General features: G+C 74.8%; 21 protein-coding genes. 12 read left to right on the top strand and 9 right to left on the bottom strand.

Features of this window, described 5'->3' with window-relative positions; all coding sequences use genetic code 11:
* Nucleotides 1-113 precede the first annotated feature (113 nt).
* Nucleotides 114-1,280 (bottom strand): 4-hydroxybenzoate 3-monooxygenase, encoded by a 1,167-nt coding sequence (locus DSM104299_RS15720; RefSeq protein WP_272472579.1) that lies wholly within the window; start codon nucleotides 1,278-1,280, stop codon nucleotides 114-116.
* Nucleotides 1,281-1,348: 68 nt separating this feature from the next.
* Here DSM104299_RS15720 and DSM104299_RS15725 point away from each other — a divergent pair, with 68 nt between their 5' ends.
* The 9 genes from DSM104299_RS15725 to DSM104299_RS15765 are packed head-to-tail and all read left to right on the top strand — an operon-like array spanning nucleotide 1,349 to nucleotide 8,394.
* On the top strand, nucleotides 1,349-2,185 hold the full coding sequence (locus tag DSM104299_RS15725) for a CoA transferase subunit A (RefSeq protein WP_272472580.1): 837 nt from the start codon (nucleotides 1,349-1,351) through the stop codon (nucleotides 2,183-2,185).
* Entirely contained in the window at nucleotides 2,182-2,877 is a 696-nt protein-coding gene (locus tag DSM104299_RS15730) for a CoA-transferase subunit beta (RefSeq protein ID WP_272472581.1), read from the top strand. The genes DSM104299_RS15725 and DSM104299_RS15730 overlap by 4 nt, the downstream gene beginning before the upstream one ends.
* Nucleotides 2,874-4,052: a thiolase family protein gene (locus DSM104299_RS15735; protein ID WP_272472582.1), complete on the top strand. Its 1,179-nt coding sequence runs from the start codon at nucleotides 2,874-2,876 to the stop codon at nucleotides 4,050-4,052. Before DSM104299_RS15730 ends, DSM104299_RS15735 begins: the two co-directional genes overlap by 4 nt.
* The gene (pcaH, locus tag DSM104299_RS15740; RefSeq protein WP_272472583.1) at nucleotides 4,045-4,785 is read left to right on the top strand and encodes a protocatechuate 3,4-dioxygenase subunit beta; all 741 of its coding nucleotides are present in this window, start codon (nucleotides 4,045-4,047) and stop codon (nucleotides 4,783-4,785) included. Before DSM104299_RS15735 ends, pcaH begins: the two co-directional genes overlap by 8 nt.
* Nucleotides 4,782-5,330, top strand: a complete 549-nt coding sequence (gene pcaG / locus DSM104299_RS15745; protein WP_272472584.1) for a protocatechuate 3,4-dioxygenase subunit alpha — start codon at nucleotides 4,782-4,784, stop codon at nucleotides 5,328-5,330. The genes pcaH and pcaG overlap by 4 nt, the downstream gene beginning before the upstream one ends.
* Entirely contained in the window at nucleotides 5,269-6,453 is a 1,185-nt protein-coding gene (locus DSM104299_RS15750) for a lyase family protein (RefSeq protein WP_272472585.1), read from the top strand. Before pcaG ends, DSM104299_RS15750 begins: the two co-directional genes overlap by 62 nt.
* A complete protein-coding gene (gene pcaD / locus DSM104299_RS15755) occupies nucleotides 6,450-7,220 on the top strand; it encodes a 3-oxoadipate enol-lactonase (RefSeq protein ID WP_272472586.1) in 771 nt (256 codons plus the stop codon). The genes DSM104299_RS15750 and pcaD overlap by 4 nt, the downstream gene beginning before the upstream one ends.
* Nucleotides 7,217-7,600 (top strand): 4-carboxymuconolactone decarboxylase, encoded by a 384-nt coding sequence (gene pcaC / locus DSM104299_RS15760; RefSeq protein WP_272472587.1) that lies wholly within the window; start codon nucleotides 7,217-7,219, stop codon nucleotides 7,598-7,600. The genes pcaD and pcaC overlap by 4 nt, the downstream gene beginning before the upstream one ends.
* Complete coding sequence (locus DSM104299_RS15765; protein ID WP_272472588.1) at nucleotides 7,597-8,394, top strand: IclR family transcriptional regulator domain-containing protein; 798 nt, start codon at nucleotides 7,597-7,599, stop codon at nucleotides 8,392-8,394. Before pcaC ends, DSM104299_RS15765 begins: the two co-directional genes overlap by 4 nt.
* Before the next feature lie 114 nt (nucleotides 8,395-8,508).
* Here the strand turns inward: DSM104299_RS15765 and DSM104299_RS15770 are convergent, their stop codons facing one another.
* The 3 genes from DSM104299_RS15770 to DSM104299_RS15780 all read right to left on the bottom strand — a co-directional run bounded on the left by DSM104299_RS15770 (nucleotide 8,509) and on the right by DSM104299_RS15780 (nucleotide 11,147).
* Nucleotides 8,509-10,050: a sensor histidine kinase gene (locus tag DSM104299_RS15770; protein WP_272472589.1), complete on the bottom strand. Its 1,542-nt coding sequence runs from the start codon at nucleotides 10,048-10,050 to the stop codon at nucleotides 8,509-8,511.
* Nucleotides 10,051-10,055: 5 nt separating this feature from the next.
* On the bottom strand, nucleotides 10,056-10,445 hold the full coding sequence (locus DSM104299_RS15775; RefSeq protein WP_272472590.1) for a response regulator: 390 nt from the start codon (nucleotides 10,443-10,445) through the stop codon (nucleotides 10,056-10,058).
* 117 nt (nucleotides 10,446-10,562) lie between these two features.
* Complete coding sequence (locus DSM104299_RS15780; protein WP_272472591.1) at nucleotides 10,563-11,147, bottom strand: SHOCT domain-containing protein; 585 nt, start codon at nucleotides 11,145-11,147, stop codon at nucleotides 10,563-10,565.
* 89 nt (nucleotides 11,148-11,236) lie between these two features.
* Here DSM104299_RS15780 and DSM104299_RS15785 point away from each other — a divergent pair, with 89 nt between their 5' ends.
* Nucleotides 11,237-11,455, top strand: a complete 219-nt coding sequence (locus DSM104299_RS15785) for a DUF8691 family protein (protein WP_272472592.1) — start codon at nucleotides 11,237-11,239, stop codon at nucleotides 11,453-11,455.
* 8 nt (nucleotides 11,456-11,463) lie between these two features.
* Nucleotides 11,464-11,685: a DUF8691 family protein gene (locus tag DSM104299_RS15790; protein ID WP_272472593.1), complete on the top strand. Its 222-nt coding sequence runs from the start codon at nucleotides 11,464-11,466 to the stop codon at nucleotides 11,683-11,685.
* On the opposite strand, the gene DSM104299_RS15795 is transcribed toward DSM104299_RS15790, so the two are convergent.
* The 5 genes from DSM104299_RS15795 to DSM104299_RS15815 all read right to left on the bottom strand — a co-directional run bounded on the left by DSM104299_RS15795 (nucleotide 11,660) and on the right by DSM104299_RS15815 (nucleotide 19,886).
* Nucleotides 11,660-14,269 (bottom strand): winged helix-turn-helix domain-containing protein, encoded by a 2,610-nt coding sequence (locus DSM104299_RS15795; RefSeq protein WP_272472594.1) that lies wholly within the window; start codon nucleotides 14,267-14,269, stop codon nucleotides 11,660-11,662. The two genes, DSM104299_RS15790 and DSM104299_RS15795, sit on opposite strands and share 26 nt — an antisense overlap.
* Nucleotides 14,270-14,496: 227 nt before the next feature.
* The gene (locus tag DSM104299_RS15800) at nucleotides 14,497-16,962 is read right to left on the bottom strand and encodes a LuxR C-terminal-related transcriptional regulator (RefSeq protein ID WP_272472595.1); all 2,466 of its coding nucleotides are present in this window, start codon (nucleotides 16,960-16,962) and stop codon (nucleotides 14,497-14,499) included.
* A 56-nt stretch (nucleotides 16,963-17,018) separates the two neighbouring features.
* Nucleotides 17,019-18,707, bottom strand: a complete 1,689-nt coding sequence (locus tag DSM104299_RS15805; RefSeq protein WP_349294574.1) for a SulP family inorganic anion transporter — start codon at nucleotides 18,705-18,707, stop codon at nucleotides 17,019-17,021.
* A gap of 12 nt (nucleotides 18,708-18,719) precedes the next feature.
* Nucleotides 18,720-19,400 (bottom strand): GAP family protein, encoded by a 681-nt coding sequence (locus tag DSM104299_RS15810; protein ID WP_272472597.1) that lies wholly within the window; start codon nucleotides 19,398-19,400, stop codon nucleotides 18,720-18,722.
* A gap of 3 nt (nucleotides 19,401-19,403) precedes the next feature.
* Nucleotides 19,404-19,886 carry a DUF1269 domain-containing protein gene (locus tag DSM104299_RS15815; protein ID WP_272472598.1) on the bottom strand — a complete coding sequence of 161 codons (483 nt, stop codon included), beginning with the start codon at nucleotides 19,884-19,886 and terminating at the stop codon, nucleotides 19,404-19,406.
* 137 nt (nucleotides 19,887-20,023) lie between these two features.
* On the opposite strand from DSM104299_RS15815, the gene DSM104299_RS15820 reads away from it, so the two are divergent.
* Entirely contained in the window at nucleotides 20,024-20,803 is a 780-nt protein-coding gene (locus DSM104299_RS15820; protein ID WP_272472599.1) for an LLM class F420-dependent oxidoreductase, read from the top strand.
* The last annotated feature ends 3 nt before the right edge of the window (nucleotides 20,804-20,806 follow it).

Below are 20,806 nucleotides of genomic sequence, written 5' to 3' on the forward strand. Positions count from 1 at the left end.
GTGTCTGCCGACACGCGCGTACCACTTCGCCGCGCCACCCAAAGTGCAGCACTTGGACGCGTGCAAACGATGCACGATGAGCGTCGCTACCTGGCCGTGCGACCAGCCTGAGCCTAGATCGGCAGCCCCACGTAGTTCTCGGCCAGCGAGCGCGCGGCGGCCTCGGAGGTCGTGACGTACCGCAACCGCGCGAGCTGCAGGCCGGCGTCGAAGGCGTCGCCGTCGAGGCGGTGCAGCAGGGTCGTCATGAAGGTGGAGAAGTCCTGGACGCGCCAGACGCGGCTCAGGCAGGTGTCGGAGTACTCGTCCAGGCCGGTGCTGGAGCCGCCGAAGTACGCGACCAGGGCGTCGGCCAGGACGCGCACGTCGTTGACCGCGAGGTTGAGGCCCTTGGCCCCGGTCGGCGGGACGATGTGGGCGGCGTCGCCGGCGAGGAAGAGCCGGCCGCGGCGCATCGGCGCGGCGACGAACGAGCGCATCGGCGTGATGCCCTTCTCGACGATCGGACCCTCGGTCAGCGACCAGCCGGGCGCGGCGAAGCGCGTGTGCAGCTCCTCCCAGATCCGGTCGTCGGGCCAGTTGGCGATGTCGTCGGCCGGGTCGACCTGGAGGTACAGCCGCGACAGCGTGGGCGAGCGCAGCGAGTGCATCGCGAACCCGCGGTCGTGGTAGGCGTAGATCAGCTCGTCGGTCGACGGCGCGACCTCGGCGAGGATCCCGAGCCAGCCGAACGGGTACTCGCGCTCGGCGATCGTGAGGTGGTCGGCGCCGACCGCCGGTCGGCAGATGCCGTGGAAGCCGTCGCAGCCGGCGATGATGTCGCACTCGAGTTGATGGTCCTGGCCGTCGGGCGACGTGTAGGTGATGCGCGGCGCGTCGCCGTCGACATCGTGCACCTGCACGTCGGAGACCTCGAAGTGCAGCGGCGCGCCCGTCGCGTCGCGCGCGCCGATGAGGTCCTTGACGACCTCCTGCTGGCCGTAGATCCAGATCGCGCGCCCGCCGGTGAGGTCGCTCATCGGGATGCGATGGCCCTCGCCGTCGAAGCGCAGCTCGATGCCGTGGTGGACGATGCCCTCGCGATCCAGGCGCTCGCCGACGCCGGCCGCGCGCAGCAGGTCCACCGTGTTCTGCTCGAGCACGCCGGCGCGGACGCGCTGCTGCACGTACTCGCGGTCGCGGGCCTCCAACACCACCGACTCGATCCCCTGGAGGTGCAGCAGGTGCGCGAGCACCAGCCCCGCGGGCCCCGCACCGACGATCCCGACCTGCGTCCGCACGACGTCGCGTCTCCTCTCCAGACCACCGGCTTGCGCCGCTCACGGAGAGCATATACCGTCGTGTGCGCATGGCAACCACGCGTGCGCATGGCGCACAATACCTGTCCCTCTCCGATGCGGTCTCCGCGCTCGTCCACGACGGCGACGCCGTCGCGATGGAGGGCTTCACGCACCTCATCCCCTTCGCGGCCGGCCACGAGGTCATCCGCCAGGGCCGGCGCGACCTCGAGCTGATCCGGATGACGCCGGACCTGATCTACGACCAGATGGTGGGGATGGGCGTCGCGCGCAAGTTGGTGTTCTCGTATGCGGGCAACCCGGGCGTCGGCTCGCTGCACCGCCTGCGCGACGCCGTCGAGCACGGCTGGCCCGCGCCCCTGGAGATCGAGGAGCACTCGCACGCCGGCATGGCCAACCGCTACGCGGCGGGCGCGGCCGACCTCCCGTTCGGCGTGCTGCGCGGCTACACCGGGACCGACCTGGTCGACCGCACCAACGTGAAGTTCGTCACCTGCCCGTTCACCGGCGAGGAGCTGGCCGCGGTGCCGGCCCTGCGCCCGGACGTCGCGATCGTCCACGCCCAGGAGGCCGACCGGCGCGGCAACGTGCAGCTGTGGGGCATCCCGGGCGTGCAGAAGGAGGCGGTCCTGGCCGCGTCGCGCGCGCTGGCGACCGTGGAGCGGGTCGTCGACGAGTTGGAGCCGCGTCCGGGCGGGATCGTCATCCCCGGCTGGGTCATCGACGCGATCGCGGTCGCGCCGCGCGGCGCCTACCCGTCCTACGCCCACGACCTGACCGAGCGCGACAACGACTTCTACAAGTTCTGGGACGGGGTGTCGCGCGACCGCGACGACTTCCTGAAGTGGATGGACGAGCACGTCATGAACGCCGAGGTCCCAGTATGAGCAGCGCCAGCAGCGGCGAGGTCCAGACGATCGTCGCGGCGCGCCTGCTGGCCGGCGCGACGTCGTGCTTCATCGGCGTCGGCCGGCCGTCGACCGCCGCGATCCTGGCGCGCGAGATCGTCAACCCCGACCTCGTGCTGGTCTACGAGTCGGGCACGATCGGCGCCAAGCCGCACCGGATCCCGCTGTCGATCGGCGACGGCGAACTGGCCGCGACCGCCGACGTCGTCGTCCCCGTCGTCGAGATGTTCAACTACTGGATCCAACCCGGACGGATCGACGTGGCGTTCCTCGGGGCGGCCCAGGTCGACCGGCGCGGCGGGCTGAACTCCACCGTCATCGGCGACTACGACGCGCCGAGGACGCGCCTGCCCGGCGCCGGCGGCGCGCCCGAGATCGCCACCGGCTGCGATCGCGTGATGGTCGTCGCGCCGCACTCGCGGCGCACGTTCGTCGACCGGCTGGACTTCCTGACCACCGTCGCGGCGCCCGAGGCGGTCATCACCGACCTCGGCGTCCTGGAGCCCGACGCGACCGGCGAGCTGGTGCTGACCCAGCTGCACCCGGACGTGACCGTCGACCAGGTGCGTGAGGCGACGGGCTGGGAGCTGCGGGTCGCCGACGCCCTGCGGACGACCGATCCCCCGACCGACGAGGAGCTGAGCGCGCTGCGCGAGCTGGTGAGCCGATGACCGACGCCTACGTGTTGGACGCGATCCGCACGCCCTTCGGCCGCTACGCGGGCGCGCTGGCCGGCGTCCGCCCGGACGACCTCGCGGCGGGCACGTTGCAGGCCTTGGTAGAGCGCACGCCGGCGCTCGACCCGGCCGAGATCGACGACGTCATCCTCGGCAACGCCAACGGCGCCGGCGAGGACAACCGCGACGTCGGGCGTATGGCCGTCCTGCTGGCCGGACTGCCGACGACCGTGCCGGGCGTGAGCGTCAACCGATTGTGCGGGTCCTCGCTGGAGGCCACGATCCAGGGCTCGCGCGCCATCGAGGCCGGCGACGCGTCGCTGGTCGTCGCCGGCGGCGTGGAGTCGATGAGCCGCGCGCCGTGGGTCCTCCTCAAGCCCGGCAAGGGCTTCCCCGCCGGCGCCGAGACGCTGCACTCGACGACGCTGGGCTGGCGTATGGTCAACCCCGAGATGCCGGATCGGTGGACGATCTCGCTCGGCGCCTCGGCCGAGAAGCTGGCCGACATGTACGCCATCTCGCGAGCGGACCAGGACGCGTTCGCGCTGCGCAGCCATCGCCTGGCCGCCGAGGCGTGGGCGGCCGGGATCTTCGCCGACGAGATCGTCGCGGTCCCGGGCGTCGACCTCGACCGCGACGAGGGCGTCCGGCCCGACTCCTCGTTGGAGAAGCTCGGCAGGCTGAAGGCCGCGTTCGTGCGCGACGGGACCGTGACCGCGGGCAACGCGTCGCCGCTCAACGACGGCGCGTCGATGCTCCTGCTGGGCGACGAGGCGGCCGCCGAGCGCCTCGGCCGCGAGCCGCTGGCGCGCGTGGTGGCGCGCGCCGCGCACGGCGTCGACCCCGACGTGTTCGGGATCGGGCCGGTCGAGGCGGCCAACCGGGCGCTGCGGCGCGCCGGCATCGGCTGGGGCGACCTGGCCGCGGTGGAGCTCAACGAGGCGTTCGCCTCGCAGTCGCTGGCCTGCCTGCGCCAGTGGCCGGACCTCGACCCGGAGATCGTCAACGTCCGCGGCGGCGCGATCGCGATCGGGCATCCGCTCGGCGCGTCGGGCGCGCGGATCGTCGGCCGGCTGGCCCACGAGCTGCGGGCGCGCGGCGGCGGATACGGTCTGGCGGCGATCTGCATCGGTGTCGGACAAGGGTTGGCGGTGGTGCTCCATGCATGAGTCCCAGGACAGGCCGGCGGCGGGCGCGGTGCGCGGCTACCGCCGCGACGAGCCGGGCACGCACCCGGCACTCGACGACGAGGGCTACAAGTCGACCCGGCTGCGCCATCCCAAGCAGCCGCTGGTCTACCTCCCCCACACCGTCACCGAGGTGTCCGGGCCGCAGCTCGGGCTGGAGCGCGTGACCGGCGAGCTCGACCACGACCTGACGCGCCAGCACGAGGGCGAGCCGCTCGGCGAGCGCATCGTGGTCTCCGGCCGCGTCCTCGACGGCGACGGCCGGCCGATCCCCGACACGCTGATCGAGATCTGGCAGGCCAACGCGGCCGGGCGCTACCTGCACAAGGGCGACCAGCATCCCGCGCCGTTGGACCCCAACTTCTCCGGCGCCGGGCGCTGCGTGACCGACGCCGAGGGCCGCTACGAGTTCATCACCATCAAGCCCGGCGCCTATCCGTGGGGCAACCACCACAACGCGTGGCGGCCCCAGCACATCCACTTCTCGCTGCTGGGCCAGGCCTTCGCCCAGCGGCTGGTGACGCAGATGTACTTCCCGGGCGACCCGCTGTTCGCCTACGACCCCGTCTACAACAGCGTGCGCGACCCGGCGGGCCGCGCGCGCGTGGTGTCGCGGTTCGACATCGAGCGGACGCGGCCGGACTGGGCGTTGGCCTATGACTTCGACATCGTCCTGCGCGGGCGCGAGTCGACGCCGATCGAGGAGGAGCGATGAGCGAGCGCCTCGCGGTCACGCCGTCGCAGACCGTCGGCCCGTTCTTCGCGATCGGCCTGCCGTGGCCCGAGGGCCCGAACGCGGCCGCCGAGGACGAGCCGGGCGCGCTGGTCGTCGCCGGCGTGCTGACCGACGGCGAGGGCCACGGCATCCCCGACGCGGTGATCGAGACCTGGCAGCCGGACGCCGACGGCGCGTTCGCCGAGCGCCCCGGCTTCCGCGGCTTCGCGCGCGTGGCGACCCGCGACGACGGCTCCTGGGCGATCCGGACGGTCAAGCCGGGGCGGCTGGCCGGGCCGGGCGGGCCCGACTCGGCGCCGGCGGCCCCGCACATCGACGTCTCGGTCTTCTGCCGCGGGCTCCTGCACCGCTGCGTCACGCGGATCTACTTCGCCGACGAGGAGGCCGCGAACCGGGAAGATGCCGTGCTCGCGAGCGTTCCGGTGGACCGACGTGACACGCTCCTCGCGACGCCGACCGACGATGGCTACCGATTCGACATCCACCTCCAAGGCCACGGCGAGACCGTCTTCTTCGACGTCTGACGTCCTGCTGGGCGCGATCTTCGCGCGCGGCCGGGTCGCGGCGGCGGTGAGCGACGCCGCGTTCGTGCAGGCGATGCTCGACGTGGAGGTCGCGCACGCGCGTGCCACCCTGCCCGCACCGGCGGCGGAGGCGGTCGCCGCGGTCGCGGTCGCCGAGCGCTTCGACCTCGAGGCGCTGGCGCAGGAGGCCGCGCGCCACGCGACGCCGGTCATCGGCCTCGTCGCGGCGCTGCGCGAGCAGTCCGGCGAGGACGGCGTCCACCGTGGGCTGACGTCGCAGGACGTCGTCGACACCGGGCTCATGCTGATGGCTCAGCGCGCCTTGTCGGTGCTGTCTGACGACGCCGCCGCCGCCGCCGACGCGACGGCGCTGCTCGCCGAGACGCATCGCACGACCCCGATCCTCGCGCGCACCCTGATGCAGCCGGCGCAGCCGACGAGCTTCGGGCTGAAGGCGGCCGGCTGGCTGGTCGCTCTCGACGACGCCGGCGCGGAGCTGACGCGTGTGCGCGACGCCGTGCTCGCCGCGCAGGTCGGCGGCGCGGTCGGCAACCGCGCGGCGCTCGCCGACGACGCCGATGCCGGCGCGCGCGTCGCGGCGGCGATCGCGGCCGAGCTCGGGCTCGTCGATCCGATCCTGCCGTGGCACGGCGACCGGCGGCGGGCGGCGCAGCTCGCGGCGGCGCTCGGCGTCCTGGCCGGCACCGCGGCGAAGATCGCCGCCGACGTCGTCCTGCTCGCCCAAGGCGAGGTCGCGGAGGTGCGCGACGGCGTCGCCGGCGGCTCGTCGGCGATGGCGCACAAGGCCAACCCGGTCGCGGCGATCTCGGCCCGGGCCTGCGCGGCGCGGGTCCCGGGGCTCGTCGCGACCATGCTGTCGGTCATGGACGGCGAGCACGAGCGGGCCGCCGGCGGCTGGCAGGCCGAGTGGGAGACGCTGCGCGAGCTGCTGCGCTCCACCGGCGCCGCGGTCGCGTGGCTGCGGGAGCTGCTGGAGCGCCTGGAGGTCGACGCGCCGCGCATGGAGGCCAACCTCGTCGCGGTCCTCGGCGACGCCGCCGCACCGCGCCCGGACACCGGCCCGCTGATCGACCGCGCGCTCGCGGCGCACCGCGCCCGATGACCCTCCACCACGAGGTCGACGGCCCACCCGACGCGCCGCCGGTCCTGTTCGCGGGCTCGCTCGGGACCACGCTGCGGATGTGGGACCCGCTGCTCACGGAGCTGGGCAACGAGACCGCGCTGCGCACGATCGCCTACGACCAGCTCGGCCACGGCGCCTCCCCCGCGCCGTCGGGCCCGTACTCCGTCGCCCAGCTCGGCGAGGCCGCGCTCGCGCTCCTCGACGACCTCGGGATCGCGCGCGCGTCGTTCGTCGGCGTGTCGATCGGCGGCATGGTCGGCCAGTGGCTCGCCGCCCACGCGCCCGACCGGGTCGACCGCCTCGTCCTGCTCTGCACCAGCGCGCACCTGCCGCCGCCCGAGGCGTGGGAGGACCGCGCGCGCACGGTCCTCGACTCCGGCACGGTCGACGTCATCGCCGACGCGGTCGTCGCGCGCTGGGTCACCCCGCCGTTCGCCGAGGCCCACCCCGACGTCGTCGCGTGGCTGCGCGCGATGCTCGCCACCCAGCCGCCGGCGGGCTACGCCGCGTGCTGCGCGGCGATCGCCGCGATGGACCAACGCAAGGACCTTGCCTCGATCGCCGCGCCGACGCTCGTCATCGGCGGCGCGCAGGACCACGCGATCCCGACCGAGCATCAACACCATCTTGCGCGGGAGATCCGCGGCGCGCGCCTGGAGGTCCTCGACCCCGGCGCCCACGTCGTCTCCGTCGAGCGGCCCGACGCGGTCGCCCACCTGATCGCCGACCACCTGGAGGGACCATGAGCGACGAGCTGCACGACGCCGGGATGGAGGTGCGCCGCGCCGTGCTGGGCGACGCCCACGTCGACCGCGCGGTGGCCAACACCACCGACTTCTCCCGCCCGTTCCAGGAGCTCATCACGAGCATGGCGTGGGGCAGCGTGTGGACGCGCGACGGCCTCGGCCGCCGCGAGCGGTCGATGATCACGCTCGCGATCCTCACCACGCTGCGCGCCGAGGACGAGCTGGCGATGCACATCCGCGGCGCGCTGCGCAACGGCCTGACGGCCGAGGAGATCCGCGAGGTGCTGCTGCACACCGCGATCTACGCCGGCGTCCCGCAGTCCAACACGGCGCTCGCGCTCGCCCAGAAGGTGCTGCTGGAGGAGGGCGTGATCGAGTGACGCAGACGCCCGAAGCCCCGCCCCCACCGCCCGCGCGCGACCGGCAGTTCGTGCAGTCGCTGGAGCGCGGCCTGTCGGTGATCCGGGCGCTCAGCGCGCCCGAGCCGCAGACGCTCAGCGACGTCGCGCGCACGACCGGCCTCACCCGCGCCGCCTCGCGGCGCTTCCTGCTGACGCTCCAGCAGCTCGGCTACGTCCACCTCAGCGGGACGCGCTTCGCGCTGACGCCGCAGGTGCTGGAGCTCGGCTACGCGTACCTGTCCAGCCTCACGCTGCCCGAGGTCGCCGAGCCCCACCTCGAGCGCCTGGTCGAGGAGATCCACGAGTCCTCCTCGGTCTCGGTCCTCGACGGCACCGACGTCGTCTACGTCGCTCGCGTCTCGACGCGCCGGATCATGCGCGTGGCGATCAGCGTCGGCACCCGCTTTCCGGCCTACGCGACGTCGATGGGCCGCGTCCTGCTCGCCGGCCTGGAGCCCGCGCGGCTCGACGCGGTCCTCGCGCGCTCCGAGCTCGTGGCGCTGACGCCGGAGACGATCCACGAGGAGGGCGAGCTGCGCGCCGAGCTGGAGCGCGTCCGCGCCCAGGGCTGGGCGCTCGTCGACCAGGAGCTCGAGGCGGGCCTGCGCTCCGTCGCCGCGCCGATCCACGACCGCGACGGCCGCGTCGTCGCGGCGATCAACGTCTCGACGCAGGCGGCCCGCACCGACGTCGAGGACGTCCACGCCGCGCTGCTGCCGCCGCTGCTCGCCGCAGCGCAGGCGATCGAGCGCGACCTGGCCGCCGCCCGCTAGGGCACTAAGCCGCGGGAAGCGGCCGCATCCCGCGACGGTCGCCGCGCCGGGCCAAGCGTCTACGCCGCGGGAAGCGGCCGCATCCCGCGACGGTCGCCGCGCCGGGCCAAGCGTCTACGCCGCGGGAAGCGTGAACCAGAACCGGCTGCCCTCGCCGGCCACCGAGTCCACGCCGATCGCGCCGCCGTTGCGCTCGACGACGCGCTGGGCGATCGCCAGTCCCAGGCCGGTGCCCGGCTGATGCAGGGCGTTGGGCAGGCGCTGGAAGGGCTGGAAGAGCCGCGGCCGGTCGGCCGGGTCGATCCCCAGGCCGTTGTCCACCACGTCGACGCGGACGTCGCGCTCGAACAGCGCCGCGCGCACACTGACCGCCGGCACCTGCGCGTCGGCGAACTTCACCGCGTTGGAGATCAGGTTGCGCAGCGCGGCCTCGACGTCGCGCGCCTCGGCGTGGACGTGCACGTCGCCGGCGACGTCGACGATGACGTCGGTGCCGTGCGCGTCGACCGTCGCGCGCAGCTCGTCGAAGACCGCGCCGACCGCGTCGGCCAGGACGACGGTGTCGGCCGGCGCGCCCGACGGCTCGGACGCGCGCGCGTAGCCGAGCAGCCCGTCCACGAGCCGAGACATCCGGTCGACGCCCGAGGTGATGTGGTCGAGGTACTTGCGCGCCCCCGGGTCCAGGTCGGCGCCGTAGCGGTCGACGAGCAGCCCGCTGAAGCCGGCGATCGTGCGCAGCGGCTCCTGCAGGTCGTGCGCGGCGACGGCGGCGAAGCGGTCGAGCTCGCGGTTCGTGCGCTCCAGCCGCGTGGCGGCCTCGCGCGTCCGCTGCTCGGCGGCGCGGCGCTCGGTCAGATCGCGGGTGACCTTGGCGTACCCGATCAGCGTGCCGTCGTCGTCGCGGACCGCGGTCAGCACCACGTTGGCCCAGAAGCGCGAGCCGTCCTTGCGGATCCGCCAGCCCTCCTCCTCGTAGCGCCCGGTCTCCGCCGCGATCCGCAGCTCCTCGGCCGGGTGGTCGCGCGTGCGGTCCGCCTCGGTGTAGAAGATCGAGAAGTGCCGGCCGATGACCTCGTCGGCCAGGTAGCCCTTGGCGTGCTCGGCGCCCGGGTTCCAGGTCGTGATGTAGCCGCCCGGATCGAGCAGGAAGATCGCGTAGTCGCGAACGCTCAGCACCAGCCGACGGAACTGCTCGAGCTCGACGTTGGCCGCGGCCAGCTCGGCGGCGCCCTCGCGCAGCCGGTCCTCGGCGGCGCGGCGCGGCGTGAGGTCGCGCACGACCTTGCCGAAGCCGCGGACCCTGCCGTCGGGCTCGTGGATCGCGGTGATCAGGACGCTGGCCCAGAAGCGCGAGCCGTCCTTGCGGACCCGCCAGCCCTCCTCCGCGACGCGGCCGTCGCGGCGTGCGATCTCCAGGAGCTCGGCCGGATGGCCGCGGGCGCGGTCGTCCTCGGTGTAGAACATCGAGAAGTTGCGGCCGATCGCCTCGGCGGCGGTGTAGCCCTTCAGGCGCTCGGCGCCCGCGTTCCACGCCGTGATCGTGCCGCCGTCGTCCAGCAGCAGGATCGCGTAGTCGCGGATCCCGTCGACGAGCAGCGCGAGCTCGTGCGCACGGCGATGCAGCCCCGCCTCCCGGACCGACTCGGCGTCGCCCACGGGCGTCACCTCCCGACGTTGCTCGCGGCGCGCTCGGAGATGAAGCCGACCAGGTCGCCGAAGCGGTCCTTGAGGAAGTGGCGCGTCGCGCCGGCCTGGGCGAACTGACGCTCGGCCCCCGGCACGGCGGTGAACGCCACGACCTCGACGTCGGCCAGCAGCGCCTTGAGCTCGCGGGTCGTGGTCACGCCGTCCATCCCCGGCATGTTCTGGTCGACGACCGCGAGGTCGGGCGGGTCGGCCGCCGCGACGGCCAGCGCCTCCTCGCCCCCGGACGCCTCGAGCACGAGGACGTCGCCGTTGTCGCTCAGCATCGCCCGCAGCAGCGCACGGATGTCCGGCGCGTCGTCGACAACGAGGACACGGAGGACGCGGGACTGAGACGTGGGGCCCACAGACTTGGTCATCGGCTCCCGGCGCGCCGGACTAGAGGGTGGCGTGCGCCGCGCGACGAGACTTCGCAACCTACCGGGCGCGGCCGACGTCGGCGGCGTCAGCCCCCGGACCCTCGTTCACGCCAGGATGCGGGCCTTCTCGGCCGCCAGCTCGTCGTCGGTCAGCAGCCCCTGCTCGCGCAGCTTCGCGAGCCGCTCGAGCTGGGCGATGCGGTCGCCCTCGCCGCTGGCCGCCGGCGGTGGCGCCTGCACCACCACCTCCTGAGGCGGCGGCGCGCCCTCCACGCTCTGCGCGTAGCGCAGGTGCTGGGCCTGGCTGACGGCGGTCGCCGTGCCGGCGAGGACCGCGCCGCCCGCCTCGCGGATGGCGCCGAGCAGCCGCAGCGCCCAGCGGTCCTCCCAGACGACGAGCGCGACGGCCGAGCCGGGTCGCAGGCCCGCCGCCACCTCCTCGACGTCGTCCTCGTTGAGCAGGGCGCCGACCCCGGCGCCCATCTGGCGGAAGCCCGCCAGCTCGCCCGGGTCGAGCTCGTCGAGCTCGAAGGCCTCCACGCCGCCGTCGTCGTCCTTGCGGACGAAGACGAGGTCGCGCACACTTACGACGTCGGCCTCGACCAGCTCGTCGAACGCCGCGGCGATCGCGCCCGTGAAGCGGCCGTCGACGAACTCGATCACCGCCACCTGCAGAGGTCCGTTGTCCATGGCGCGTTGCTCGTGGCCGGCCGAGTGAGACGGCGTCACCCGCCGTGGGTGACGCCGAGCCACCCCCCGCCGCGGGAGCGTCACCGATCGTGACCGCATACGAGATCAGCGTGCTGGGGCGGGTCGACGCGGCGCTCCTCGCCGACCTCGAGCAGCTGGAGGCGGTGCGGCAGCCCACGGTCACGGTGCTGCGCGGGACGCTCTCGGATCCGGGCGAGCTGCGCACGGTTCTGGCACGACTGCAGGACCGCGGCCTGGAGCTCGTGGAGATCCGCCAGCTCGACGCCGACGACGGCGACCCGGAGTGACCGAGGGCATGGACGCGGGCGATTACGAGTTCCGAGTCCGAGGGCGACTCGACGACGCGCGCGCGAAGCGGCTGCAGGAATTCAACGGCGACCTGGAGGCGGCCGAGACCGTCCTGCGCGGGCGCCTGGCCGACCAGTCCGAGCTGCAGGGGACGCTGGCGCGCCTGCAGGAGCAGGGCCTCGAGCTGCTGGAGGTCAAGCGGATCAGCCGCGGTCGCCGGGATCGGTGAGCCGGCCCGGCGCGACGAGCCCGAGCTCCCGCGCGCGGCGGACCGCGTCGCGGCGGCCGCGGGCGTCGAGCTTGCGGTAGATGCTCTTGAGGTGGCTCTTGACCGTGTTGACGGTCACGAACAGCTCGGCCGCGATCTCGCCGGCGGTGAGCATCGTCGGGAGGTAGCGCAGGACGGCCAGCTCGCGCTCGCTGAGCTCGTCGCGCAGCGGCATGACGTCGGCGGTCGCCGCGCCGGCCGAGCCGGAGGCGGCCAGCTCCTGGACCTCGCCGATCAGCGAGCGGTGGCTGGTGCCGAAGCGCAGCAGGTGCGCGAAGACGGGATCGAGCCCGGGCGTGGTGTCGGCGAGGCCGAGCCGGAGGCCTTCGGGCTCGGCGAGCTCCAGCGCGCGCTCGGTCAGCTCGGCGGCCGCGTGGCGCTCCTGCTGGACCTCCGCCGCGGCCGCGGCGACGGCCAAGGCAGCGACCGCGTCGCAGCCGGCCACGTCGGCGCGGTCGACGACGGCGCGGGCCCGGAGCAGCGCGCCCGCCGGGTCGCCGGCGGCCAGCTCGGCGCGGGCCAGCGCGACGGCCAGCGGCGCCTGCTGGGCGAGCTCGTCGTCGTCCTCGGCCGCGGCGACGTCGGACCGCAGCGTCGCGGCCGCGGCGGCCGTGCGGGTCAGCAGCCGCGCGTGGGCGGCGCGGGCGTGCATGCGCGCGGCGGCCGGCGGGACCCAGTCGTCGAGCAGCAGGTCGAGCGCGGCGAGCACGGCGACCGCGCCCTCGTGGTCGTCGGCGGCCAGGAGTCGGCTGCGCACGAGCAGCAGCCCGAGCGCCGTAAGTCGATCGGGCAGCGCGCCGCCGGCGATCGACGCGTGCGCGGCGCGGTCCAGCTCACTCGCGGCGAGCAGCGTGTTGCCGGACTCCGCCGCGGCGAGCGCGCGGGCCAGGTGGGCGGGCGTGAGCGCCGGCTCGCAGCCCTCGCCGCGCCGATCCAGCAGCGCGTCGGCCGCGAGGGTCGCCTGGCGCAGCCGCCCGTCCTGCGCGCACAGCCACGCGCGCTCGGCGCCGGCCGCGTGCTCGACAGGGGCCGCGCCGGCCTGCTGGGCCAGCTCGGCGGCCCGGCGCAGCTCGCCTTCGGCGGTCGCGTCGCCCGCGGCAGCCTGCAGGCGGCCGAGCTCGAGGTGAGCGAGCGCGCGGGCGACCCGGTCGCGGTGCGCGTCGTCGCAGGTGATCGCGGCGGCCACCGCGCGCTCGCGCAGGCCGGCGGCGGCGTCACCGCCGCGGCGGGCGCGCTCGAGGCGCAGCAGCGAGAGGTCGCGCGTGAGCAGCGCGCGCCGCCGGCCCGACAGGCCGGCGCGCTGGCCCGCCGCGGTGCGCATCAGGGCGGCGGCGCGCTCGCCGTCGCCTTCGTCGAGGCTGCGCGCCGCCGCGACGAGCGCCACGTGCGGGCGGCGCTCCAGCGCGTCGGCCGAAAGCTGTCCTACAACCTGGTCGAGCGTCGCCCCCGCCCCGTCGAGCCGCAGCTCGATCCAGTGCTCGGCCAGGACGCTCTCGGCCAGGTCCCAGTCGCCGCCCCGCGCCGCGTGGCGGACGGCGTCGGCGGGTCGCTCGGCCTCGGCGTACCACGCGGCGGCGCGGCGGTGCTGCTCGGCGACCGCCTCGGCGCCGCGGCACGCCAGCTGCGAGCGCAGCAGCTCGGCGAAGAGCCCGTGGTAGCGGAACCAGCGGTTGTGGCGGTCGACCGGCACGACGAAGGCGTTGGCCCTGACCAGCGCGGCGAGCGTGTCGTGGCCGCCGGTCGCGCCGGTCAGCGCGTCGGCCAGCGGGCCGCTGACGCGGTCGACGACCGAGGTCCGCAGGAGCAGCTCGCGCACGTCGGGCGGCTGGCGGCTGAGGACTTCCTCGATGAGGAAGCCGACGATCGCGCGGTCGTCGCCGGCGAAGTCGGCGACGAGCGCGCCGGGGTCGGGATGGCCGGCGAGCGACAGGGCGGCGAGGCGAAGTCCCGCCGCCCAGCCCTCGGTGCGCGCGACCAGCTGGCCGAGGTCCTCCTCGGCCAGGTGCACGTCGTGCCCCGCGAGGAGCTGGGCGGCCTCCGGTGCGGTGAAGGCGAGGTCGGCGCCGCGCAGCTCGGCCAGCTCGCCGGAGACGCGCAGGCGGTGCAGCGGCAGGTCGGGGTCGTGGCGCGTGCTGAGCACGAGGCGCAGCCGCGAGGGCCGGCGGACGAGCGTCGCGAGGACGGCGGCGAGCACGGGGCCGTCGGCGTCCTGGAGGTCGTCGAGCACGACGACCAGCGGCGCCCGGCCGGGCTTGGCCTCGGCCGCGCTGAGCAGCCGCTCGGCGACGCGCTCGGGCGTCGCGGGCGCGGCGCCGCGCAGCGTGCCGGGGCCGAGCGCCGCGACCAGCCGCGCCCACAGGCCCGGCAGTGCGACGGCGTCACGGTCGAGGCTGACCCACGCCGCCGCTGCCGACCCGGAGTGCTCGCGGGCATCGAGCCACGCCGCGAGGAGCATGGTCTTGCCCGCGCCGGGCGGCGCGGCGACGAGGGTGACCGGCCGGTCGACGGCCTGGTCCAGGCGCTGGTGGAGGCGCGCACGGACCACCGTCCCGGCGGCCGGTCGCGGGAGTCGGTCCCCGGGGCGTGGCGCCGCGCGACGCCGCGAGCGTCCGGGCTCACGGGGCGCGGTGGGGGTGCGGGACCCTGGGTCCTTCGGCTCTCGCATTCGCGCCCGATTCACTCAGCTTCCCTCTCCGGCCGCGTCATCCAAAAGGGATGATTTACCTACCGAAAACCGGTGAGCGCCCGGTTTTGCAGCGCTTTTGCAGCGATTTACGCGTCTTCGGGGCTGAGTAGGCGCAGATCGCGGGCCCGGCGCACCGCTTCGCGGCGCCCGCTGACGCCGAGCTTCGCGTAGATGTGGCGCAAGTGCGTTCGCACCGTCGCCTCCGACACGATCAGCGCGTCGGCGATGTCGGTCGCGGTCATCGCCGCGGGCAGGAAGCCCAGCACGACGCGCTCGCGGTCGGTCAGGGGTGCCCGCAGCTCGCCTTCGGGCGCCGGTCGTGCGCCGCCGATCCGGTCCAGCAGCTCGACGACGAACCCCGCGTGCGCGGTCCCGTGGGCCTGGTGCGCGCGCAGCAGCGGCCCGATCCGCACGCTCTCGTCGGCGAACGGCCGCCGCATCCCTTCGGGCTCGGCGACCGCGAGCGCCTGCTCCAGCGACGCGTGGGCCTGGTCGTCGTCGCCGAGCTGGCCGAGCGCGACCGCGTGCAGGACCAGCAGCCAGATCCGCAGCGAGGCGACGCTCGACGCGTCGTGTGCCAGCCACGGCCCGACGGCCGCGAGCGCGCCGTCGGGCGCGCCGGCGCGCAGCTGCCTGCTCGCGTAGGTGATCGCGACGGTCGGATCGAGCGCGGGGTCCAGCCGGTCCAGCACACGGCGCGCCTCGGCCACGCGGCCGTCGCGCTCCAGCAGCCGGCCGCGATAGATCTCCAGCGCCGTCGCGTAGACGCCCGGGTAGGCGGCGCGACGCGCGATGTCGCGCGCCTCGGCCAACCGGGCCGACGCGGCGTCGTCGTCGCCGAGCGCGTCGAGCGTCGCGATCTCCCAGAACAGCACGTCGAGCCACAGCGTCAGGTCGTCGGTGCCGCCGGCGGCGGCGCGGGCGCGCGCCGCCCAGGCGCGCGCGTCGACGATGTCGTCGCGCAGCAGCGCGACCTCGGAACGGGCCAGCGCGGCGCGGACGCGGGCGTCGCGCGGCGCGGCGATCGTCCCGGCGGTCGCGGCCTCGGCCAGGCGCGTGGCGTCGCGCAGCCGGCCGGCCGACGCGCTGAGCAGGGCCAGGCCGGCGCGGGCCCGCGCGGTCAGCGCCGGTCGGCCGGCGCCTTCGGCCAGGCTGATCGCGAGCTGGAGGTGCTCCTCTCCCGCCGCCAGGTCGTTGAGGTCGTGGTCGAGCAGCCCGAGCTCGAGGAACGCCAGCGCGCGCCGCCCGCGGTCCGCGTCGCCGCCGACCGGCAGGGCCTCGGCGGCGGCGGCCAGCGCCGCGCGGTCGCCGCGCCGGCGATGGCGCAGCAGCACCGCGACCGCGAGGACGTCGCCGGGCACCGCGCCGGCGTCCGGTGCGGCGTCGAGGTCGAGGACCTGCTCAGCGGTCGCGAGGTCGCCGGCGACCAGGAGCCCGAGCGCGGCGGCCGCCCGGCCGGCGGGCGTCGCGCGCGGCAGGGCGGCGAGCGCCGCCGGCGACGGCCGGTCCAGCACGCCTTCGAGCAGCAGCTCGACCGCGTGCGCGGCCAGCAGGTCGTCCTCCATCGCGGCGTCGACGACCGCCGACGGCGGCCCGGTGGGCGGCAGCGCGCCCGTCGTCCCGGCGCCGAGGTGGCGCCGCAGACGGCGGCGCAGCTCGTTGACCGTCGAGGGGTCGCGGGCGGAGAGCTCGCGGCGGGCGACCTGGGCGAACAGCCGGTGGAAGCGCAGCGCGTCGCCGTCCCCCGCGGGCCGCACGAACAGCCGGCGCAGGCGCAGCGTCTGCAGGAGGGCGGCCGCCCCGCCGCTGGGCCGGGCGAGCAGCTCGGCGATGACCTCGTCGACCTCGTCGGCCAGCGCCAGGCGCAGCGCGGCGGAGATCAGGTCCTCGGGCACGTCGGCCAGCGCCGGGCCGAGCACGTAGTCGCGCAGCGGGCCGGTGTCGGCGTCCAGGACCTGCGGGCCGACGAGCGCCGCCAGCCGCACCGCGGCCGCCCAGCCGTCGGTACGCCAGGTCAGGTCCGCCGCGTCGGCGTCGCGCAGCGGCCGCCCCCAGCGCGCGAACGCGTCGGCGACGTCGGCGGCCGACCAGGCGAGGTCCTCGCCGCTCAGCTCCTCGACGGGGCCGGTGCGCCGCAGCTCGATCAGGCAGAGCCCGGGATCGCGGCGGCCGGAGAGGACGACGCCGAGCCCGCGCCCGCGGTCGACCAGCGCGTCGCCGAGCAGCCCGAGGTAGGCGGGCGGCAGGCGATCGGCATGGTCGACGAGCAGGACGGCCTCGGTCCCGGCCGCGTGCTCGCGCACCGACCGCAGCCCGGCCGCCCAGGTGCGCGGCGCGGCGCCGTCGACCGCGACGACGGGCAGCCGCGCCGGCGCGGCGGCGCGCCACTGGGCCAGCACCTCGGTCTTGCCGGTGCCCGGCTCGGCCGCCAGCACGGCGATCCCGCCGGCACCCACCGCCTCGCCGAGGCGGGCGACGAGGTCGGTGCGCGCGATGGGCGCGCGGTGCAGCGAGATCGCTGAGCCTTCGGTCGCCGAGTGGATGTCGCCCATGATCTCCCAGCCACGGGGGCGAATTCCAGCGCCGATCACATCCTGTCGCGTTTTGCCTATCCGTTCTTCTGCACGAAGGCGCTCGCGGCGTCGACCGCGTCCTGGATCGTCGGGTGGACGCGGGCGACGTCGCCTTCGGCGCCCGTGCGCCGCAGGACGTCGCGGACCCGTCCGACGTCGCGCGCGAGCAGCAGCCGGGCTCCGCGGCGCTCGAGGTCGGCGCCGACCTCCTCCAGCCGCTGCGCCGCGGTGAGGTCGATGAACGGCATCGCCTCGCCGTCGAGCACGATCGCGTGGATCCCGGGCATCGCGGCGGCGCTCAGGATGCGCTTGCGCACGGCGTCGGCGTTGGCGAAGAACAGGCCGCTCTCGATGCGCAGGACCACGACGCCGTCGGGCGAGCGGTTCTCGGGATGGCGCCGCAGGTCGCCGTACTGGCCGTCGCTGCCGGGCACGAGCCCGAGCTGGGCGATGTGCGGCGTCGCCGCGCGGTAGAGCAGCAGCAGCAGCGAGACGCCGATCCCGATGAACAGCCCGGGGAGCGTGTCGAAGACCAGGACGCCGAGCATCGCGGCGACGGCCGCCAGGAAGTCCGGGCGCGCCGCGAGCGCGAAGCGGCCCACCGTCCGCCCGGCGAAGACGCGGCGCATCCGCGCGATCGCCGGCAGGTCGACCAGCTCGATCACGGCGGCGATGACGACGGCGGCCAGCGTCGCCTCCGGCAGCGACTCGAACAGGCCGGTGAGCAGCAGCAGCGTGACCACCGTCAGCACCGCGACGATCAGCCCCGACAGCTGCGTGTGCGCCCCGGCCGATCCATTGACCGCGGTCTTGGACAGGCTGCCGTTGACGACCATGCCGCTGCTCAGGCCCGACGTGAGGTTCGCCGCGCCCAGCCCCAGCAGCTCGCGGTTCGCGTCGATCTCGTAGTGCTCGCGCTGCGCGTAGGTGCGCGCCGCCCCGAGCCCTTCGGCGAACCCCACCAACATGACGCCGACGCTCCCGGCGACCAGCGCCCCGATGTCGTGCCAGCTCACGTCGGGCGCGCCGAACGCCGGCAGGCCCGCGTCGATGTGGCCGACGATCTCGAGGCCGTGGTCGTCGAGGCTCAGCGCCTCGACCGCCACCACGCCGAGCGCGACGACCACGAGCGACGCCGGCACCGCCGGGACCAGCCGCTTGAGCGCGAGCACCACCGCCAGCGAGCCCAGGCCGACGCACGCCGTCAGCGGGTCGACGTCGCCGAACTGCTTGATCACGCCCCACGCCTGCTCGAAGAAGTCGCCGCTCTCCTTGTCGACGCCGAGCAGCTTGGGGACCTGGCCGACGATGATCGTCAGCGCCAGCCCCACGATGAAGCCCTTGATCACCGGCTCGGAGATGAAGCTGGCCAGGAAGCCGAGCCGCGCGAGCCCGGCGAAGAGCGCGACCGCGCCGGTCGTGAGCGCCAGCGCCGCGGTCATCGCGACGAAGTGGTGGCCCGAGCCGGCGACGAGCGCGCCGACGGTCGCCGCGCTCAGCGCCGCGGTCGCCGACATCGGGCCGACGACGAGGTGGCGCGAGCTGCCGAACATCGCGTACAGCAGCAGCGCGGGCGGCGCCGCGTACAGGCCGACGACCGGCGAGACGCCCGCGATCGTCGCGTAGGCCAGCGCCTCCGGGACCAGGACGGCCCAGACCGTCAGCCCCGCGATCAGGTCGCCGCGCAGCCAGCCACGGCGGTAGCCGTGCAGCGACCCGAACAGGAATCCCACCGATCAGCTCCCCAGACCGATGACTCCGTCCCCGACGAGCTTCGCCGCGATGACCAGGCATATGACCGACATGATGGCGGCGTTGTGGGCGCCCATCCACGCCTTGACCTCGTCCAGGATCGGGCGTGCCCGGTCGCCCATCACGACCGAGATCGCGACCGGGATGCCCGGCCCGAGCGCGCCGACCACGACGAACACGGCGAGCGCCGCGGCCTGCGAGCCGGTCGACGCGCCGGTCTGCGCGATCGCCGCGGCGGCGCCGATGGTCAGCAGCAGGTTCTTGGGGTTGATCGCCGACAGCGCGACGCCCATCGCGACCGAGCGCGTGGGCGTGAACGTGTCGATCGTCTTCATCCACCCCGGCAGCGTGCCCTCTTCGCCCGCGCGCGGGCGACCGCGCCACTGCTTGACGGCGACGCCGAGCAGCAGCACGCCGAGGACGATCTTCAGCCAGCTGACCCACGTCGCGGGCGCGCCGTCGGCGTCGGTCGCGTCCGCGCCGCTGGAGGCGATCAGGACGATCGTCCCGACGGCGGCCAGCCCGAGGAGCCAGCCGCCGAGGAACGCCGGACCGTTGAGCCGCCCGCTGGGCGTGGCGAGCATGAGCACGACCGCGATGATCGGCAGGGGGCTGATCGCGACGCCGACGGCGAACGACAGGACCTGGCCGATCGCGTCGGCCATGTCCTAGCTGCCCGCGCGTGCGAGTGCGTCGCGGATCGGCTGCTCGGCCTCGTCGGTCAGCGACGTCTGGATCAGCTCGCCCGGGATCTTGACGTTCTCGAGGATCTTCTCCTCGTTGATCGAGCGCACGAGCCCGATCACGGCCGCGCCGCCCGGCTCGAGCTTGGTGCCGAGGTCCTTCATGAAGTTGTCGTCGATGCCCGAGTCGCTCATCTTGCCCGCGATCGCACCGCTCGCGGCGCCGATCGCCATGCCGAAGAACGGCACGAGGAAGATGAGGCCGATCAGGCCGCCCCACGCCGCGCCGCCCAGCGCGCCGGCGCCGGTCAGCGAGGGCTGGTGCAGCTTGATCTTGTCGTCCTGGCGCTCGACGATGACGAGGTCGTCGAGGTCGATGAGATGGGCCTTCTGCGCCTCGGCGAGGTTCACCGTGACCTGCTGGGCGGTGGCGAGATCCTTGTAGGCAATGGCGATGAGATCGCTCACGACGGTTCCTCCGGTGTTCGGGGTCGGGAGGACGATCCTGCGGCGGGCGCGGGTGAGGCGTCGTCACCCGGCCTGGGTGACGAAGGGCGCGCGCTACGGTGGCTGGGTCTTCGAGCCAGCGACGAGGAGAGCGCCCAGTGCCCGTACGTGTAGGAGTCCAAGTCCAGCCCCAGCACGCCAACTTCGAGGGGATGCGCGCCGCGTGGCGCGAAGCCGACGCGCTCGGCGCCGACACGATCTTCAACTGGGACCACTTCTACCCGCTCTACGGCGAGCCCGACGGCAAGCACTTCGAGGGGCTGACGACGCTCGCGTCGATGGCCGAGGTCACCGAGCGCGCGCAGATCGGCGCGCTGGTCATCTGCAACTCCTACCGCAACCCCGAGCTGGTGGCCGACGCCCACCGCACGATCGACCACATCTCCGGCGGCCGCGCGATCCTCGGGATCGGGGCCGGCTGGTTCCAGCGCGACTACGACGAGTACGGCTACGAGTTCGGCGACGCGCCGTTCCGGCTGCGCCACCTCAAGGCCGACCTGCCGCGGATCCGCGCGCGGCTGGCCAAGCTCAACCCGCCGCCGGTCGGCCGGCTGCCGATCCTGATCGGCGGCAGCGGCCCGAAGGTCACCCTCAGGCTCGTCGCCGAGCACGCCGACATGTGGCACTCCTTCGGCGACGCCGAGGCGTTCAAGACCAAGAACGACATCCTGCTGGAGCACTGCGCCGCCGTCGGCCGCGACCCGTCGGAGATCGAGCGCACCTGGGGTGTGGACGACGACAACGTCCTCGAGCACGTCGACGACCTCGTGGCCGCCGGCGTCGAGCACGTCATCGTCGGCATCGGCGGCGATGGCAAGGGCTATGACCTGGGCCAGCTCCGCGAGCTGGTCGCCTGGCGCGACCGCGTCAACGCCTAGGCC

This window comes from Baekduia alba (assembly GCF_028416635.1).
GTDB classification, from domain to species: domain Bacteria; phylum Actinomycetota; class Thermoleophilia; order Solirubrobacterales; family Solirubrobacteraceae; genus Baekduia; species Baekduia alba.

What these genes read in the sequence shown, in the direction of transcription:
- DSM104299_RS15725 (WP_272472580.1), top strand. Translation starts at nt 1,349, where the DNA reads ATGGCAACCACGCGTGCGCATGGCGCACAATACCTGTCCCTCTCCGAT.
- DSM104299_RS15730 (WP_272472581.1), top strand. Translation starts at nt 2,182, where the DNA reads ATGAGCAGCGCCAGCAGCGGCGAGGTCCAGACGATCGTCGCGGCGCGC.
- DSM104299_RS15735 (WP_272472582.1), top strand. Translation starts at nt 2,874, where the DNA reads ATGACCGACGCCTACGTGTTGGACGCGATCCGCACGCCCTTCGGCCGC.
- pcaH (WP_272472583.1), top strand. Translation starts at nt 4,045, where the DNA reads ATGCATGAGTCCCAGGACAGGCCGGCGGCGGGCGCGGTGCGCGGCTAC.
- pcaG (WP_272472584.1), top strand. Translation starts at nt 4,782, where the DNA reads ATGAGCGAGCGCCTCGCGGTCACGCCGTCGCAGACCGTCGGCCCGTTC.
- DSM104299_RS15750 (WP_272472585.1), top strand. Translation starts at nt 5,269, where the DNA reads ATGGCTACCGATTCGACATCCACCTCCAAGGCCACGGCGAGACCGTCT.
- pcaD (WP_272472586.1), top strand. Translation starts at nt 6,450, where the DNA reads ATGACCCTCCACCACGAGGTCGACGGCCCACCCGACGCGCCGCCGGTC.
- pcaC (WP_272472587.1), top strand. Translation starts at nt 7,217, where the DNA reads ATGAGCGACGAGCTGCACGACGCCGGGATGGAGGTGCGCCGCGCCGTG.
- DSM104299_RS15780 (WP_272472591.1), bottom strand. Translation starts at nt 11,147, where the DNA reads ATGGACAACGGACCTCTGCAGGTGGCGGTGATCGAGTTCGTCGACGGC.
- DSM104299_RS15790 (WP_272472593.1), top strand. Translation starts at nt 11,464, where the DNA reads ATGGACGCGGGCGATTACGAGTTCCGAGTCCGAGGGCGACTCGACGAC.
- DSM104299_RS15800 (WP_272472595.1), bottom strand. Translation starts at nt 16,962, where the DNA reads ATGGGCGACATCCACTCGGCGACCGAAGGCTCAGCGATCTCGCTGCAC.
- DSM104299_RS15810 (WP_272472597.1), bottom strand. Translation starts at nt 19,400, where the DNA reads ATGGCCGACGCGATCGGCCAGGTCCTGTCGTTCGCCGTCGGCGTCGCG.